This is a genomic window from Flavivirga spongiicola, from assembly GCF_030540825.1.
GTDB lineage: Bacteria > Bacteroidota > Bacteroidia > Flavobacteriales > Flavobacteriaceae > Flavivirga > Flavivirga spongiicola.
Map to the genome: position 1 here is coordinate 3967238 of NZ_JAUOEO010000001.1, position 17324 is coordinate 3984561.

Genomic DNA, 17324 nt, shown 5'->3' on the forward strand with positions numbered 1-17324 from the left:
CACTGAACACTGAACACTGAACACTGAACACTGAACACTGAACACTGAATACCGCGATTGTTTAGCTCTAATACGATGCGAATTTAAATATTTTAATCTCGCAAAGGCGCAAAGGCGCAAAGTTACACAGGAATTATAATAAACTGCTACGGGGTACTGCTTACTGAACACTGATCACTGCGACTGCTTACTAAAACTAGGAATATCTTTTAAAAAATTATAACGTTCATTTTCAAAATCCATTTGGCAATAATAATGATTTAATCCATTGGTAACCATTAAATATGTAGCATTTAACTCTAAATTATAACGTGCTATTTGATCGAATGTATCTTGGTTTATAATAATTTTTGGGGCTTTACATTCTACTATTAAATGAATACTGCCATTAGAATTGTATACTACAATATCGTATCGTTTTCTTAAAGAGTTAATAATCAATTCTTTTTCTACGTTAATTAAAGATTTAGGATACCCCTTATTATTTATTAAATATTGAACACAGTGTTGACGAACCCATTCTTCTGGTTGTAAAATCACAAATTTTTTACGAATACTATCGAATATAGAAATTTTATTTTCGCTATTTTTGAATCGAAACGAAAACTTTGGAAAATTAAGTTCTTGCATGAATGCATACTGATTTTTTTCAAAGTTAAGCTACAAAACCAGAAATTACAATAATCAAACATCAAATCCCGATTAAATGTCGTTCTTATTTGGAATTTGGCGTTTGTAATTTGAAAATTTAAGATAGTTTGGACGAAGTCAAACAATTAGTTACAGATATAAAGAATAAAAAACTAAAACCCATTTACTTTTTAATGGGAGAGGAGCCTTATTATATTGATAAGATCTCCGATTTTATTGAAAGTACCGTTTTAGCAGAAGAAGAACGTGGTTTTAATCAAATGGTTTTATATGGTCGGGATGTAACGATTGAAGATATTGCCAGCAATGCAAAACGCTATCCCATGATGGCAGAGTATCAGGTGGTTATTGTTAAAGAAGCTCAGGATTTATCGCGGACTATTGAAAAGCTAGCTTCTTATGCTGAAAATCCACAGCCTACAACTGTTTTAGTGGTAAACTATAAGTATAAAAAGATTGATAAGCGTAAATCGCTATATAAAACATTAAAAAAGACTGGCATCGTTTACGAAAGCAAAAAACTTTACGAAAATCAGGTTGCTGACTGGATTCGCCGTGTATTATCTTCTAAAGACTATTCTATTTCACCTAAAGCAGCACAAATGCTTGTTGAGTTTTTAGGAACAGATTTAAGTAAAATAAATAATGAGTTGGAAAAACTTCAAATTATTTTACCAAAAGGGACTCAAATTTCGCCCGAGCATATTGAAGAAAATATTGGTATTAGTAAAGACTATAATAATTTTGAATTACGCAAAGCTATTGGAGAAAAGAATACTATAAAGGCTTATCAAATTGTTAATTACTTTGCTGAAAATCCTAAAGATAATCCGATGGTAGTAACCGTGTCTTTATTATTTAATTTTTTTTCACAATTGCTTCATTTTCATGGATTAAGTGATAAGTCCCCTAGAAATGTTGCATCTGCTTTGAAAATAAACCCTTACTTTGTGAAGGAATATATAGCAGCAGCGAGACATTACCCAATGCGTAAAGTAAGTGCGGTTGTTTCTACATTGAGGGAGTTTGATGTAAAAAGCAAAGGCGTAGGTGCTAATGCTGTTCCTCAAGGAGATTTATTAAAAGAATTGTTAGTAAGAATATTATCTAATTAGTATGAATGTAGATATTCACAAAAGTTGGAAACCTTATTTAGAAGAAGAATTTGGGAAGCCTTATTTTAAAGATTTAGTAAGTTTTATTAAATCTGAATATAGATCTCAAACTTGTTTCCCTCCGGGAAAACAAATTTTTAATGCCTTTAATCATTGCCATTTTGATGATGTGAAAGTTGTTATTATTGGTCAGGATCCATATCATGGACCTAGGCAAGCAAATGGATTGTGTTTTTCTGTTAATAAAGATATTAGTCATCCGCCATCATTGATTAATATTTTTAAAGAAATAGAAACAGATTTAGGAATTCCATATCCAGAAAATGGTGATCTTATGCGTTGGGCTGATCAAGGTGTGCTATTATTGAATGCTACGCTGACAGTTAGAGCGCACCAAGCAGGGAGTCATCAAAAAAGAGGTTGGGAAACCTTTACTGATGCTATTATAAAAATGATAAGTGAAAAGAAAGAGAATATTGTGTTTTTACTTTGGGGAGGTTATGCAAAGCAAAAAGTAAAGCTAATAAATACTAATGACCATAAAGTATTGACTTCCGGACACCCTTCACCTTTAAGCGCTAATAGAGGCTATTGGTTTGGTAATAAGCATTTCAGTAAGACTAACTCCCTGTTGGAGCAAGCCTCTCAGGTGCCTGTTCAATGGTGATTTGTGGTGTAAGTACCACTGGTTTTTTGTTTGCTTTAGCCGTTTTATCAATTTTATTAGCACTAAATTTTAGTAGTAATAAATTGATAGTTACGAGTACTGCGAGGGAAATAGTAATTGTAAGTAACATAAGATCTGGGTATTAATAATCGGCAAAATACGATTTTTATCGTTAAAACAAAGTGTTTTGTCGATAAAAATAAAATTCTGGACAAAAATAATAAAAAAAAAGCTACAATCAAATGTCTATATATAAGTATTTTTGTTTTTATCACTATGCTAAAGTTCGCTTAAAATGTTTGCGCTTTTCTCAATATTTTAAGAATTTTTTTAGGGAGTGCTTTTTTATTTAGCATTATGGAAATAGTTTTTAATTTAAGATATGCTTCACTCATGTAAATATACCCCCCATTACTAACTCTTTTAGGGTTTGTCCCCCATGAATTTTTTACTTTATAGTAGGTGGTTCCATTCTGATCTTTTAATAACCCAGTTATATGCATTAAGTGATCGTCTGTGGTGTTATAGTTTTCAAACTCTTGTTGTCTGAATTCTTGCGTTATTTCCTTTTCTTTAGATACATTTACCAAAGCATCTTCTATATTTACACCGTCTTCAGAAATGATTGCCAATCCATGTTTTGATGAGAACGTTTTTTCGCTAACATCACAATCTAATTCAACAGTAAAACCTTCTTTCAACGCATTATTTACAATATGTACGAGTTCATCTAATTTTACATTAAAAAATGTACCATTAGAAAAATTATCAGGAATATTTAGTATGAAATTTGTGTGATAAGGTTTATGTGAAAATGACGTAATTGTAACATAGTTTTTTGGATCGATTTGAGCCTTCCTCATAAAAGATAGAGGCGTATATTTAGTCCCATTATAATCAAAGCTTTCAATATTATTACCGAGGTAAGTGTCTAAAATTTCATTGGTCTCCTTTTTCCAATTATAGGTTTTTGGTTCTTTTATATATCTATCCAAAGTTTTTTTCAGTGTATCTACTAATTTGGAATGATTGTGTTTTTTATTGCCATTTGTTAAGCCGGTGTATAAATCATTCGGAACAAATCCATGTTCTGAAATACTATTGATAACATCATGTGCTAATCCACCTTGACTAAATTGTGTTTTTCCTTGCCTCATAACATAGTTCCATGATTTATTAAGATATGTATGGCGGACGTTATACATTTCAGACAAATCAATTTTTTGTCCTGTGAGGCGAATTATTTCACTTTCAAGAAATGATGATGTAGAAAAACTCCAACAGGTTCCAGTATTATCCTGACTAATAACATCTGTAGCATCAAGGTCTATAATAGTTTTAAAATCATAAGATTGAGAATAGATAAAAAGGGTGAAAAAAGTAAAAACAGAAGCTAAAAATTTATTTTTCATGGGGAAGTAAGTGATTTCTTGAAATAAAATTTATTTTTGACTAAAATAATAAAAATGGACCAAGAAAATTGGATTACTGTTAAAGAATATCAAGATATCACTTATAAAAAATATAATGGTGTTGCACGTATCGCTTTCAATAGACCAGACGTTCGTAATGCTTTTAGACCGAAAACAACTAGCGAATTATACGATGCTTTTTATGATGCTAATGAAGATGTAAATATTGGAGTTGTCCTATTATCTGCAGAAGGACCATCAACTAAAGATGGTGTATATTCCTTTTGTAGTGGAGGCGACCAAAAGGCTAGAGGACATCAAGGGTATGTAGGAGAAGATGGGTATCATCGTTTAAATATTTTAGAAGTTCAGCGTTTAATTAGATTTATGCCAAAAGCAGTCATTGCTGTTGTACCTGGTTGGGCTGTAGGTGGTGGACATAGCTTACACGTTGTTTGTGATTTAACGCTGGCCAGTAAAGAACACGCCATCTTTAAACAAACAGATGCTGATGTAACTAGTTTTGATGGTGGGTATGGCTCTGCTTATTTAGCAAAAATGGTGGGACAGAAAAAAGCACGTGAAATATTTTTCTTAGGAAGAAATTATTCAGCACAAGAGGCCTACGAAATGGGCATGGTAAATGCGGTGATACCTCATGACAAATTAGAAGCCACTGCTTATGAGTGGGCACAAGAAATATTAGCTAAATCACCAACATCTATAAAAATGCTTAAATTCGCCATGAATTTAACAGATGATGGTATGGTTGGTCAGCAGGTATTTGCAGGAGAAGCTACGCGCTTGGCTTATATGACAGATGAAGCTATTGAAGGTAGAAATGCCTTTCTTGAAAAACGAAAACCTAATTTTGCTAAAAAATGGATTCCATAATGAATAAAGTCTCTCTTTGGATTTCTACAATGCGTCTGCGGACGTTACCTTTATCAATATCAGGGATTATTTTGGCGTCATGTTTAGCAGAATACAATGGCTATTTTAAATGGAAGATAGGTATTCTTGCGATTCTTACCACTTTAAGTTTTCAAATATTATCGAATCTGGCCAACGATTATGGTGACGGTATTAAAGGCACCGATAATAATGGTAGAATTGGACCAGAACGTGCTATACAGTCTGGAAAGATTTCTCCGGATGAAATGTTTAATGCCATTAAGATTAATGTTCTAATTTCTATTGGTTTAGCTTTTTTACTCATTTTCTGCGCATTTGGAGTGAAGCATTTTTTACTCACGCTTTTATTTTTTATACTTGGTATTGCATCTGTTGTCGGTGCCATAAAATACACTGTTGGAAGTAATGCTTATGGTTATAGAGGTTTAGGTGACCTTTTTGTATTTGTTTTTTTTGGATTAGTGAGCGTTATTGGTTGTTATGTGTTGTATGCAAAAACAATAGACCATGTTGTTTTCCTTCCAGCTTGCACTGTAGGATTACTAAGTGTTGGCGTTCTTAATCTTAATAATATGCGAGATATTGTATCTGATGAAAAATCAAATAAATTAACGCTAGCGGTTAAGTTTGGAATTAAAAATGCTAGAATATACCATTATGCGTTAATTGGATTGGCTATTTTATTGTCTGCCTTATTCGGAATATTATATTACACATCGCCATATAACTTAATTTTTATGGTGGCATACATTCCTCTATTAATTCATATTAAAAAGGTAAGTATAAATAAAGAGCCCAAGTTATTAGATCCAGAGTTAAAAAAAATAGCATTAACTACAGTTTTATTAGCTATTCTTATGGGAGTAGGCCATTTGTTATAGTTTTTTTGTATTTTACTTTTACAAAAATTTAATACCACAAAATAATGAAAATTACATTTTACGGTCACGCTAGCTTAGGTATACAAGTAAATAATGTTGACATACTTGTAGATCCCTTCATTTCCGGAAACCAAAAAGCATCCCATATAAATATAGATGAATTAAAGGCTGATTATATTTTGGTAACACATGCGCATCAGGACCATATTTTAGATGTTGAAGCCATAGCCAAACGTACAGGAGCTGTTGTTGTTTCTAATTTTGAAATTGTTTCATATTTTGAAAAATTAGGAATAGAATGTCATCCTATGAATCATGGAGGAAATTGGGATTTTGATTTTGGTACTGTTAAGTATGTCAATGCTATTCATACATCTTCCTTTCCCGATGGTAGTTATGGTGGGCAACCAGGAGGTTTTGTAATTGAAGGTGAGCATAAAAATATTTATATAGCGGGAGATACTGCTTTGACTTTTGATATGAAACTTATTCCACTTCAAACAAAATTGGATTTAGCAATTTTACCTATTGGTGATAATTTTACAATGGGTGTTGATGATGCTATTTTGGCAAGTGATTTTGTTGCATGCGATAAAGTATTGGGTTATCATTTTGATACATTTGGGTATATTGAAATTGACCATGAGGTAGCAAAACGAAAGTTTTTCGAAAAAGAAAAAGATTTAATGCTTCTTGAAATTGGCGATTTTATCGAATTGTAGATGATAGTTGCATCCTATAAAAAATACATTTTAAATTTTAAACAGGCCAGTGGCACTTCGCGAGGTATTTTAAAAACCAAAGAAACATGGTTCCTTATTTTAAATTCTGAAAACAAACAAGGTATAGGAGAGTGTGGTATATTTAGAGGACTTTCAGCCGATGACAGACCTGATTATGAAGAAAAATTAAAATGGTTGTGTAAAAACATCCATAAGAGCTTTGATGATCTATTATCTGAATTAATTGAGTTTCCAAGCATTCAATTTGGTTTAGAGACAGCTTTAAAATCTTTAGAAAGTCAAAATAAATTTGAATTATTCCCATCAAAATTCACTCAGAGTAAGGATTCAATTCCAATAAATGGTTTAATCTGGATGGGAACGGAAGCATTTATGAAGCAACAGATAGCGGAAAAGTTAGATGCAGGTTTCTCTTGTATTAAAATGAAAATTGGAGCGATTGATTTTGAAACTGAAATACACCTTATAAAATCCATTAGAAAAGAATTTACTTCAGAAGATATTGAATTACGAGTAGATGCTAATGGTGCATTCTCGTCTTCTGAAGCTTTGGAAAAATTAAAAATATTATCAGATTTTGATTTACATTCTATCGAACAGCCCATAAAACAGGGACAAATAGAGATCATGTCACAATTATGTAAAGAGACACCTTTACCAATAGCCTTAGATGAAGAACTTATAGGCATATTTTCTGTAACAAATAAGCAGGAATTACTACAAACTATAAATCCGCAATATATTATTTTAAAACCTAGTTTGGTTGGAGGATTTAAAGGAAGTGATGAGTGGATTAATATAGCAGAGGAGCTGCGAATAGGGTGGTGGATTACGAGTGCTTTAGAAAGCAATATTGGGCTTAATGCGATAGCTCAATATACTTATAGCAAGCAAAATAATATGCCTCAAGGATTGGGAACAGGAGGATTGTTTACTAATAATTTTAATTCACCATTACAAGTTAAAAATGGTACATTGCAGTATAATAATAGTATTAATTGGAATATAAATTTATAATATATGTATATAACTCAAGCTTTTAAAGGGTTGCATGAATGGTGGCGGTATATAATAGGAGTCATAATAACAATTGTAGGTGTTTTTGTTTTTTCTGCTCCACACTTAATAGCCATAGGAATAGAAACCTTTAATGGTAATATAGATCAATCACAAATGAGTGATACCAACTATATTATGACATTGTTTGAGCCAAATTTAAATTTAGTATTTGTTTTGTTGCCTTTTGCAGGCGGCTTATTGTTTTTGCTGTTAGCTATTAAGTATTTGCATAAACAATCATTTAAACATTTAACGACCACTCGAAAAAAAATAGATTGGAAACGATTTTGGTTTATTTTCTTTCTTTGGGGCATAGTCTCGAGTAGTTTTGTTTTAGTAGATTATTATTTCACCCCAGAAGATTATGTATTTAATTTCAAATTAGTACCATTTTTAATACTTAGTGTTATTGCCATCATATTAGTTCCTTTACAAACAAGTTTTGAAGAGTATTTGTTCAGAGGCTATTTAATGCAGGGGATTGGGGTTATTGTGAAAAACAAATGGGTGCCATTAATTACAACATCTCTAGTTTTTGGTTTACTACACATAGCTAATCCTGAAGTTGAAAAGCTTGGGTATGTTATCATGATCTATTACATCGGCACAGGACTTATGCTAGGGATTATAACTCTTATGGATGAGGGTCTGGAATTAGCATTAGGATTTCACGCTGCTAATAATTTGTTTACAGCACTTCTCGTAACCGCAGATTGGACTGCTTTTCAAACACATTCTATTTTTAAAGATATGTCAGACCCGGAGACCATGGGGTTAATGGAGATATTTGTTCCAGTATTTGTTGTATTTCCTATCTTACTTTTTATTCTTTCTAAAAAATATAATTGGACCAATTGGAAAGAAAAGCTTTTCGGAAATGTTGTAGAACCGCCAAAAGAAGATTATAAAATTATAGAAAATATAGGAAGTGACGCCTAAATATAATAAAGTACATATACGATTTAAACTAAATGGGATTCATTATACTTATGAAGATCTCATGGAAGTGGCTTATAGTTTTGTAAAAGAAGGTGTGCCCTATGAGATTCTTATCGGTGAGTTTTTACTTGATTGGCTAGATCATAATGATTTTATAGTGATTAATACATCTGGATCGACAGGAAAACCAAAACCTATTTCAATTAGAAAACAAGCCATGGTTAATTCTGCTATAGCAACAGGTGATTTTTTCAATCTAGAGCCGGGAAATAAGGCGTTACATTGTTTACCTTCAAGTTTTATAGCTGGAAAAATGATGCTTGTTAGAGCGATGATTTTAGGATTAGAATTAGATTTGGCAGAACCTACCTTACAACTAAATTTTAATACAAAAAAGCAGTATGATTTTTGCGCTATGATTCCATTGCAACTTCAAAATGCATTGAATAATTGTGATGGTATTAAAACTATTATTGTTGGTGGTGCACCGGTATCAAATGTATTGAAAAATGCCATTCAAAGCCTTAATTCAAATGTTTACGAAACCTATGGCATGACCGAGACAGTGACCCATATCGCAGTTAAAAAACTAGATAATTTACCAGCATTATTGGGAGATAATGCTTTGCAACCTGTCGAGTCTTATTTTAAAATACTACCTAACGTATCAATTTCGCAAGATAAAAGAGGTTGTTTAATAATAGATGCCCCAAAGCTTTCAAAGGATAAAATTATAACAAATGACATGGTGAAATGTTTTTCCGAAAGAGAATTTGAATGGTTGGGGCGTTATGATAATGTTATAAATTCAGGGGGAGTCAAATTATTCCCCGAAAAGATAGAAACAAAACTTCAAGACAAAATAAAAGAACGTTTTTTTGTAGCCTCAAGCACTCATGAAACTTTAGGAGAACAACTTATTTTGATTGTAGAAAGTGATTCAAATACATTTAATGAATCCATTTTTTTAGACTTAGACAAATTTGAAAAACCAAAGAGGGTTTATACGGTTGAGCGATTTGTTGAGACACATTCAGGAAAAATTCAACGTAAAAAAACATTGGAGTTATTAGATTTAATAGCTTAATATCAATTGAATTATATACATCATTTTGAAGTTTAAATGGTATAAGTTGTAACTTTACCACCTTTTTCAATACAAATAGAAAATAGAAACTATGAATTTTATTAGGCGTGTTTTATCAACAGTAACAGGTATTATTGTATTTTTTGTTATCTGCTTTTTTGGTTTATTTATAATTGGACTTTTACTTGGGTCTTCATCTGAAGATCTTGTTCAGGTAAAATCCAATTCCGTTTTAGAATTAACACTAGATTTTCCAATAAAAGATTATGCTGATAAAACAGAGTTTGCAGAATATCCATTTTTTAATGAAGATGAAAAGAATGGCTTATTCAATATTATTGATGCTATAAATTATGCGGCAACAGACGATAAAATTAAAGGCATCTCAATAGACAATAATTTCATTATTGCAGGGATTTCACAAACAAAAGCTTTGAGAAATGCTTTATTAAAATTTAAAGAATCTGGAAAATTTATAGTTGCATACGCGGATATTTATACGCAGAAAGACTATTATTTAAGCTCTGTAGCCGATACTATTTATATGAACCCAGTTGGTATGATGGAGTTTAAAGGGCTGTATTCAGAACGTTTATATTTTAAAGATTTTCAAGAAAAAACTGGTTTTAAGATGGAAGTGGTACGATTCGGGAAATATAAGAGTGCCGTAGAGCCATTTTTAACAAATGAAATGAGTGATGAAAATAGAGATCAGATTTCTGTTTATTTAAACGGACTTTGGGATGAAATGAAGCAAGATATTTCGAAAAGTAGAAACATAACTTTAGATAGATTAAATATTATTGCGGATAGTTTATTGGGGAGAACAGCTGATTTGGCTAAGACTTCTCATCTTATAGATAGAATAGCATACCATGATGAATATATTAATGACATTAGGGATGCAGTCGGAATCGAATTTGATGAATATTTAAAGTCCGTTACTATAGCAGATTATTCACTTTATACAGCCAATAAGTTAAAATCCAATAAGAGTAAAAACAAAATTGCAGTTATTTATGCAGAAGGCGATATTATCTATGGGGAAGGCGATGAGGAGACTGTTGGACAGGGCATTATGAATGCCTCTTTAAAAGAAGCAAGAGAAGATGACAGAGTGAAAGCTATTGTTTTGCGTATCAATTCTCCTGGTGGAAGTGCCTTAGCCAGTGAATTAATTTGGAGAGAAATAGAATTAACTAAAAAGGTGAAACCGGTCATCGTTTCAATGGGAGATGTTGCTGCATCTGGTGGTTACTATATAGCGTGTAATGCTGATAAAATTATTGCAGAACCAACAACCATTACAGGAAGCATTGGTGTGTTTGGAGTGTTACCCAATGGAAAACAATTAGCAGAAAACATGGGGATTAATGCAGAACAAGTCATCACTAATAAAAATGCGGTTTCGTATAGCTTTTTTGAACCTTTAAATGATGAACAACGCGCTTTTATTAAAGAAGGGATTGTTGATATTTATGAATTGTTTACGAATAGAGTAGCAGTAGGTCGTAATATGACACAAGATGATGTCAAAGCCATTGCTCAGGGACGTGTTTGGACGGGAGTAGATGCTTTAAGCAATGGGCTGGTAGATGAATTAGGTGGATTAGATTTAGCACTGCAAAGAGCTTCTGAAGCGGCAGAAATTGAAGATTATAAAATAGAAGAATTTCCTGTTTATGAGGAAGAAGATTTGGCTAAAGTAATAATGAATCAATTATTGAGAGGTTCTAATACTAAAGAAACCATTTTAAAAGAAGAGTTAGGAGAGGAACATTATAGAATATATAAAGAAATAAAATCATTATCCAAAAAAAGGGGTATCCAATTATTATTTCCTTATAGTTTAGAAATTAAATAGTTTAGAAGCATAATTGTCTAGTTTAGCTATCCAAGCTAGCTTTAACTTTTCTTTTTCAATGATTTTATATCTAAATTATTAATGTCCGCCAAAAATTTAAATTAACTTAAAAAGAAAATCGTCTAAAACATTACTTTTTAGACCTCATTGAATTAGAAAGACAGGAATTTAGATTCCTGTCTTTTTGTTTTTAAAAGTATTGGTCTTAGATTATAAGTCTAAAGATTTAATGGCATGTTTTTTTAAATAAGATGGGATGTCTGTTTTTACAGCTTCGTTTTTAAATTCTTTAGGCGTTTTCTTGAATTGCTTTTTAAAACATTTTGAAAAATATTTAGGATCATTAAACCCATTCATAAAGGCTGCTTCTGAAATACTATAACCATATTTTGTGATTAAAATAGCTGCTCTTTTTAAGCGTAATGATCTAACAAAATCAACAATGCTTTGCCCTGTCAATTCCAGACATTTTCTATATAAACTGGAATAACTCATATTAAGGAAACCCGCCAACCCTTCTACTTTAAAATTAGTGTCGTTTAAATTTAAAGTTATATAAGACATCATATTTTCTAAAAAAATTTCGTCTTGAGATTTTTTTTGTTTTATTTTAGGATTACTTATCATTTCTTTTCGGTATTTAGAAATAATATGCTCTTTAGAAGATATAATGTTTTTAATTTTTAACAGGAGTTCTTTGGTATTAAAAGGTTTGTTAATATACTCTATAGCACCGGACTGGAGTCCGTGAATTTTGGAATGCGTAGAGTTTTTTGCAGTAAGTAATATTATAGGAATGTGTTTAGTTAATTTATCGTCTTGAAGTTTGTCGCACATTTTAATACCATCCATTTTTGGCATTATAATATCACTTATAATAAGATCTGGGAAGTTGTTTTTTGCATATAAATAGCCTTCCTCACCATTTTCGGCTAAAATAATATTGTATTGATTGAATAAAAGGTCTTTTAAAAAAGCCTGTAGATCATAATTATCTTCAACAATTAGTATGGTTTTTTTAGTAGTATTTAAACTGCCATTAGGTTCTATTGAGAGTTCATTTTCCAGAACTGTATCAATAACATTTGGTTCCTCGAAGGTGTTGGTTGTAATTCTTTCAGATTCCGTATAGGCTTCTTCCTTAATAGGTAATGTAATTGTAAAAATAGTGCCTTTCCCCGGTGTCGATTCAACTTCAATACTCCCTTTGTGTAAATCTACCAATTCTTTTGTGAGTGCTAATCCAATACCTGACCCTTTATTTTTTTTGCCTGCTTTAGATTGATAAAATAGCTCAAAAATAGTATTTAACTCTTTTTGAGGAATTCCTGGTCCAGAATCTACTACAGATAATCTTATTGCTTTTTTAAAATCAATTGGAATTACGTTTAATTGAATATAACCTTCCTTTGGAGTAAATTTAAAAGCATTAGAGAGTAAGTTGTATATAATATGCTCTATTTTTTCTTTGTCATACCATGCCTCCGACAAATTTTTTGGACAGTTTATAGCAAAATCAATTTGTTTTTGTCTAGCTAATTCTTTAAAAGAAAGTGAAATGTTTTCAATGTCTTTATATAAATTGTTTTTGTTTACAATAAGCCTTAGCTTATCTAATTCTTTATTTCTAACCAGAGTTAGTTCTCTAGCAATTTTAGAAAGGCGTTTGGTATTGTTTGATATAATGTTTAAGCGTTGTTTAAGCAATAAGTTCCCATTTTGTTCAGCTCTCTTTAACATATCGTCAATAGGCCCTAAAATTAAAGTTATTGGAGTTTGTATTTCATGAGACATTTTTGTGAAAAAATTCATTTTTATTTCATGCAATTCATTTTCCTTTTTATGATCAATCTTTTCTAAAAACAATTTTTTTCTCAACAAATACCATCGTCTTATACCGTATGCTATTAATGCCATTATAAATAAATAGATAATATAGGCTAAAGGTTTGTTCCATATAGGTTGTTCTATGGTAATATTAATTTGCTTTGTTGGAATATCCCATGTATTTTTTTTGGTGCCGGCTTTTACCTCAAAAGTATAATCGCCAGAAGGAATATTAGTATAAATAGCTACACGTTCAGAATGATTTGTAATCCATTTATCATCAAACCCTTTTAACCGATACGCATAGTAATATTTAGGATTGAGGATATTATCTATAGCAGAAAATCTAAACGAAAAAGAAGATTGATTATACTTTAATTTTAATGACTCTATATTATGTATCCCTGTAGTAACTTGTGAGGGGATCAAGGAGTCAACAGGCTGATTAAGAATCTCTATATCATTTATTCGCAATATCGCTTTAGATACTTTTTTTCTTAAATGTTTAGGGTTAAAATAATTGATTCCTTTTATGCCGCCAAAATAAAGTAAACCCTCCTTATCTTTAAAAGAACTTGTGGATAAAAACATATTATTTTGAAATCCATCTGTAGTATTAAAGGTTTTTAATGTAGATTTTTTAATATCTAAACGACTAATACCATTATTAGTAGAGCCGATCCACAAAATTTGATCATTTTCTTTAATTATAGAAGAAAATATTTGCTCATTGATAGATTCTATATGTTCAAAATTACTATAGGTTTTATCTGTAGTATTAAATTTTAATAGCTTACCATTATGGTTTATTAAATATATTTCGTTAGGCTCACCAAGAACCATAGATTTAGCGCTAAAAATATCATTGTTTTCATAACTAGAATACTTAGTAAACATAGATTGTTTAATATCTACAGTGTTCTCATTAAATTGAAATAAACCACCATTGTATAAAGCCAACCAAATGGTTCCGTTTTTGTCTTCTAAAATACTTTCGGTATTGGAACCTTTGAGCCCATTCTTATTATTTTCAAAACTGGCTATTGGTCTTAAATCGTCAGTAAATATGCTTACTGATATATTTGAACCTATCCAAATACGTCCCTTAGAATCTTTAAAAACAGTTCTCACATCGGTGGCTTCCTGTTCTTTTGAATTATAGATGCTAATCTTTTTTCGTAGTGTATTGTTTTTTGTATTAAAGCACCATAAGCCATTCCTATAAGTCCCAAGCCAAATATTGGCATGTTCATCTTCAGTTATAGATTGAACATAAAACCCTTTATCTCTAGGTAAATTATTAAAATATTGAGTTGCATTAGTTGTTCCATCTGGGTTATTTACTATTTTGGTTAAACCAGCTCCATCGGTACCAATAAATAAATCCCCAATAGAGCTTTTGTAAATACTTAATATTCTTAGAGGCGTATTGTTTTCAGATCCCGTATGGTATTTAATATTTATGTTCGCATTGGGAAGTACAAATAAGCTTCCATAATTGGTGGTAACCCAAATGTTCTTATGGCTATCCTCGCTAATATTTAAAACACTATTGCTATTAAGAGAGAACTCATTAGTATCTTGTTTGGTAAACAAATCGATACTTCCTGTATTAGAATTGATTTTATACAAGCCACCACCATCTGTACCTCCCCAGATATATCCATGACTATCACAAAATAAGGTTATGAACATTTCTTTATTAATATTAAATTTTTTCTTTTTAAAGAAAATATCTTGTACAAACTGTTTACTGGTTGTATTATAAACAAAAAGCCCGTGAATCTCTGTTCCTATCCATAACCTATTACTGCTGTTGTCGGCTGTTAAAACTATATTTCCTGGGTAGTTATTAAACGAACCAGTTAGTTTAGTTAATTGCTTTGTTTTAAGGTCGTAATTAAAAATTTCTCCATCTGTTGTACTTATATATAACTGTTTGTTTCCAACTAATTCGATGTCGAAAATGTTTTTAAGAGGCGGGTTTATATGCGGTATTGTTATTACTCTACTTATTTTAGAATCCGTATAGCGATATATATTTCCACTTTTAGAGGCTAACCATATACTTTTTCCTTTTGAAAAGATATTATTTACATGGTCTTTTTCTGCTAATAATGATGACATGTCTTCAAATAATCCAGTTGAAGCATTATATTTTGTTAGTAAACCGGATGCAGATGTAATCCAAATATTACCATCACTATCAGTCAACATATCTTGTACACGATTTTTCTTTTTGTCATTAAAAAAAACAGCTTTATTCTTAATAAGCTTATAATTATACCCGTCATATACTAATATGCCTTTACTGCATCTTAACCAAATATTTCCCAATGGTCCTTGGATCGTCATTTTAACAAAAACAGATTTATTGTCAAGCGTAGGGTGAAGACGTTGAAAATTCTTATGACTTTGACTAAAAAAAAGAGATGGGTAGACTATAAAAAAAGTAATAAGAATATAACGTTTTAGTGAAAACATCATTTAAGTTTTTAGTAAACGAGTAGGCAATATTTATAATGGTGAAAGGAGTCTCTTAAAGGCTATGAAATACTATTTAAGATAGTATGTAAATATCCTTTAAAGAATAAATTAAAACGAGGTTAAAACAATCAGAAAGGTGTATAATATAACCAAAATAGATTAAAATATTGAATATTCCACCTAAAAGATTGAAATGTCAACATAATTATAGTAATGAAAAGTCATTTTTGATAGTTCTAATAAATTAAATAAGGACTTTATCATTAATTATCATTATGTCATCAAGACGAAACTTTGTAAAGAAGTCAGCTATAGCTGGCGCAGGAATAGCATTACTTCCAGGTTTAACATTTGGAACTTCATATAACATAAAAAGAGAGACTCTTAAACTGGCATTTATAGGTGTTGGACTGCGGGGTACCAATCATTTAAGGAATGCTTTACAAAGAAAAGATATTGAAGTAACAGCTATTTGCGATATAGATTCCAGAAGAATCCCTATTGCTTTAAAAATGATAGACAAAGCAGGGCAAAGAAAACCTAAAGTATTTGGAAGTAATGATTATGATTACAGAAACTTGCTGGAATTAAAAGAAGTGGATGCTGTCATTATAGCAACTCCTTGGTTATGGCACACCCGTATGGCAGTAGACTCTATGAAGGCAGGGAAGTACACAGGCCTAGAAGTATCAGCCGCTAATACTTTAGAAGAATGTTGGGATTTGGTAAACACACACGAAGAAACCGGTTCGCATTTAATGATACTAGAGAATGTAAATTACAGACGCGATGTGCTAGCCGTATTAAACATGGTGAAACAAAATGTATTTGGTGAATTATTACACTTTACCTGTGGTTATCAACATGATCTTAGACATGTAAAATTAAACGATGGAAAAACAGCTTATGGTAAAGGCGTAGAATTTGGAGAGAAAGGAATTTCAGAATCCGCATGGAGAACCCAACATTCATTACTAAGAAATGCAGATGTTTATCCTACCCATGGTTTAGGGCCTATAGCAGTTATGGCCAATGTAAACAGAGGGAATCGTTTCCTGTCTTTAACATCACATGCAACTAAAGCCATAGGGTTAAATAAATATATAGTAGATAATGCAGGACAGAACCATCCCAATGCTAAACTAAAATGGAAACAAGGAGATATTATCACATCAACCATAGAAACGTCTAATGGAGAAACCATTATAGTAACCCATAATGTCAATACACCACACCCTTATTCTTTAGGATTCAAAGTACAAGGTGTACAAGGACTTACAGACTTCGATTACCATACCCAACGTATTCATATAGAAGGTACAACCAAAGGGCATGGTTGGGAAGCTATGGAAGCCTGGTTTAAAAAATATGATCATCCATTATGGAAAAAGTATGGAGAAGGTGCTACAGAAGCAGGGCATGGCGGCATTGATTTCTTTGTTATGCAAGCCTTTGTAGAATCAGCAAAACAAAACATAGCCCCCCCAATGGATGCTTATGATGCAGCTGCATGGAGTGCCGTAACACCATTATCAGAATCATCTATAGAAAACAATGGAGAACCACAAGATTTTCCAGATTTCACACGTGGAAACTGGATAAAAAGAAAGCCTTACAACTGGATAAAAGATACATATTAACAAATCAATTCAATTATTAACTAATAACCAAAACAAA

At 31.5% G+C, this 17324-nt stretch carries 13 protein-coding genes; 10 read left to right on the plus strand and 3 right to left on the minus strand.

All coding sequences use genetic code 11. The features are described 5' to 3' along the window. Positions 1-174 precede the first annotated feature (174 nt). Positions 175-630, minus strand: coding sequence for a type I restriction enzyme HsdR N-terminal domain-containing protein (locus Q4Q47_RS15740; RefSeq protein ID WP_303307593.1), 456 nt, complete (start codon positions 628-630; stop codon positions 175-177). Positions 631-758: 128 nt separating this feature from the next. Between Q4Q47_RS15740 and holA the strand changes: the two genes are divergently transcribed. Next, positions 759-1766 carry a DNA polymerase III subunit delta gene (gene holA / locus Q4Q47_RS15745; RefSeq protein WP_303307594.1) on the plus strand — a complete coding sequence of 336 codons (1008 nt, stop codon included), beginning with the start codon at positions 759-761 and terminating at the stop codon, positions 1764-1766. A 1-nt stretch (position 1767) separates the two neighbouring features. After that, a complete protein-coding gene (locus Q4Q47_RS15750) occupies positions 1768-2433 on the plus strand; it encodes a uracil-DNA glycosylase (protein WP_303307595.1) in 666 nt (221 codons plus the stop codon). 290 nt (positions 2434-2723) lie between these two features. Here the strand turns inward: Q4Q47_RS15750 and Q4Q47_RS15755 are convergent, their stop codons facing one another. Next, the gene (locus tag Q4Q47_RS15755; RefSeq protein WP_303307596.1) at positions 2724-3845 is read right to left on the minus strand and encodes a C1 family peptidase; all 1122 of its coding nucleotides are present in this window, start codon (positions 3843-3845) and stop codon (positions 2724-2726) included. Positions 3846-3899: 54 nt separating this feature from the next. On the opposite strand from Q4Q47_RS15755, the gene Q4Q47_RS15760 reads away from it, so the two are divergent. From Q4Q47_RS15760 to sppA, 7 genes are all read left to right on the plus strand, one after another. Next, on the plus strand, positions 3900-4739 hold the full coding sequence (locus Q4Q47_RS15760; protein WP_303307597.1) for a 1,4-dihydroxy-2-naphthoyl-CoA synthase: 840 nt from the start codon (positions 3900-3902) through the stop codon (positions 4737-4739). Next, positions 4727-5641 (plus strand): 1,4-dihydroxy-2-naphthoate octaprenyltransferase, encoded by a 915-nt coding sequence (gene menA, locus Q4Q47_RS15765; protein WP_303307598.1) that lies wholly within the window; start codon positions 4727-4729, stop codon positions 5639-5641. The genes Q4Q47_RS15760 and menA overlap by 13 nt, the downstream gene beginning before the upstream one ends. A 44-nt stretch (positions 5642-5685) precedes the next feature. Then, positions 5686-6363, plus strand: a complete 678-nt coding sequence (locus Q4Q47_RS15770; RefSeq protein ID WP_303307599.1) for a metal-dependent hydrolase — start codon at positions 5686-5688, stop codon at positions 6361-6363. Further along, on the plus strand, positions 6364-7401 hold the full coding sequence (locus tag Q4Q47_RS15775) for an o-succinylbenzoate synthase (RefSeq protein WP_303307600.1): 1038 nt from the start codon (positions 6364-6366) through the stop codon (positions 7399-7401). 3 nt (positions 7402-7404) lie between these two features. After that, positions 7405-8382, plus strand: a complete 978-nt coding sequence (locus Q4Q47_RS15780; RefSeq protein WP_303307601.1) for a CPBP family intramembrane glutamic endopeptidase — start codon at positions 7405-7407, stop codon at positions 8380-8382. Further along, positions 8372-9469 carry an AMP-binding protein gene (locus Q4Q47_RS15785; RefSeq protein ID WP_303307602.1) on the plus strand — a complete coding sequence of 366 codons (1098 nt, stop codon included), beginning with the start codon at positions 8372-8374 and terminating at the stop codon, positions 9467-9469. Before Q4Q47_RS15780 ends, Q4Q47_RS15785 begins: the two co-directional genes overlap by 11 nt. Positions 9470-9560: 91 nt before the next feature. Beyond that, positions 9561-11333 (plus strand): signal peptide peptidase SppA, encoded by a 1773-nt coding sequence (sppA, locus tag Q4Q47_RS15790; RefSeq protein ID WP_303307603.1) that lies wholly within the window; start codon positions 9561-9563, stop codon positions 11331-11333. Between the two features lie 210 nt (positions 11334-11543). Here the strand turns inward: sppA and Q4Q47_RS15795 are convergent, their stop codons facing one another. Then, positions 11544-15515, minus strand: a complete 3972-nt coding sequence (locus Q4Q47_RS15795) for an ATP-binding protein (protein WP_303307604.1) — start codon at positions 15513-15515, stop codon at positions 11544-11546. A gap of 407 nt (positions 15516-15922) precedes the next feature. Here Q4Q47_RS15795 and Q4Q47_RS15800 point away from each other — a divergent pair, with 407 nt between their 5' ends. Then, positions 15923-17287: a Gfo/Idh/MocA family protein gene (locus Q4Q47_RS15800; protein WP_303307605.1), complete on the plus strand. Its 1365-nt coding sequence runs from the start codon at positions 15923-15925 to the stop codon at positions 17285-17287. Positions 17288-17324 lie beyond the last annotated feature (37 nt).

Excerpts from the sequence above, each read along its gene's own strand:
- Q4Q47_RS15740 (WP_303307593.1), bottom strand. The coding sequence starts at position 630 with ATGCAAGAACTTAATTTTCCAAAGTTTTCGTTTCGATTCAAAAATAGC.
- Q4Q47_RS15750 (WP_303307595.1), top strand. The coding sequence starts at position 1,768 with ATGAATGTAGATATTCACAAAAGTTGGAAACCTTATTTAGAAGAAGAA.
- Q4Q47_RS15755 (WP_303307596.1), bottom strand. The coding sequence starts at position 3,845 with ATGAAAAATAAATTTTTAGCTTCTGTTTTTACTTTTTTCACCCTTTTT.
- Q4Q47_RS15760 (WP_303307597.1), top strand. The coding sequence starts at position 3,900 with ATGGACCAAGAAAATTGGATTACTGTTAAAGAATATCAAGATATCACT.
- menA (WP_303307598.1), top strand. The coding sequence starts at position 4,727 with ATGGATTCCATAATGAATAAAGTCTCTCTTTGGATTTCTACAATGCGT.
- Q4Q47_RS15770 (WP_303307599.1), top strand. The coding sequence starts at position 5,686 with ATGAAAATTACATTTTACGGTCACGCTAGCTTAGGTATACAAGTAAAT.
- Q4Q47_RS15775 (WP_303307600.1), top strand. The coding sequence starts at position 6,364 with ATGATAGTTGCATCCTATAAAAAATACATTTTAAATTTTAAACAGGCC.
- Q4Q47_RS15780 (WP_303307601.1), top strand. The coding sequence starts at position 7,405 with ATGTATATAACTCAAGCTTTTAAAGGGTTGCATGAATGGTGGCGGTAT.
- sppA (WP_303307603.1), top strand. The coding sequence starts at position 9,561 with ATGAATTTTATTAGGCGTGTTTTATCAACAGTAACAGGTATTATTGTA.
- Q4Q47_RS15795 (WP_303307604.1), bottom strand. The coding sequence starts at position 15,515 with ATGACGATCCAAGGACCATTGGGAAATATTTGGTTAAGATGCAGTAAA.
- Q4Q47_RS15800 (WP_303307605.1), top strand. The coding sequence starts at position 15,923 with ATGTCATCAAGACGAAACTTTGTAAAGAAGTCAGCTATAGCTGGCGCA.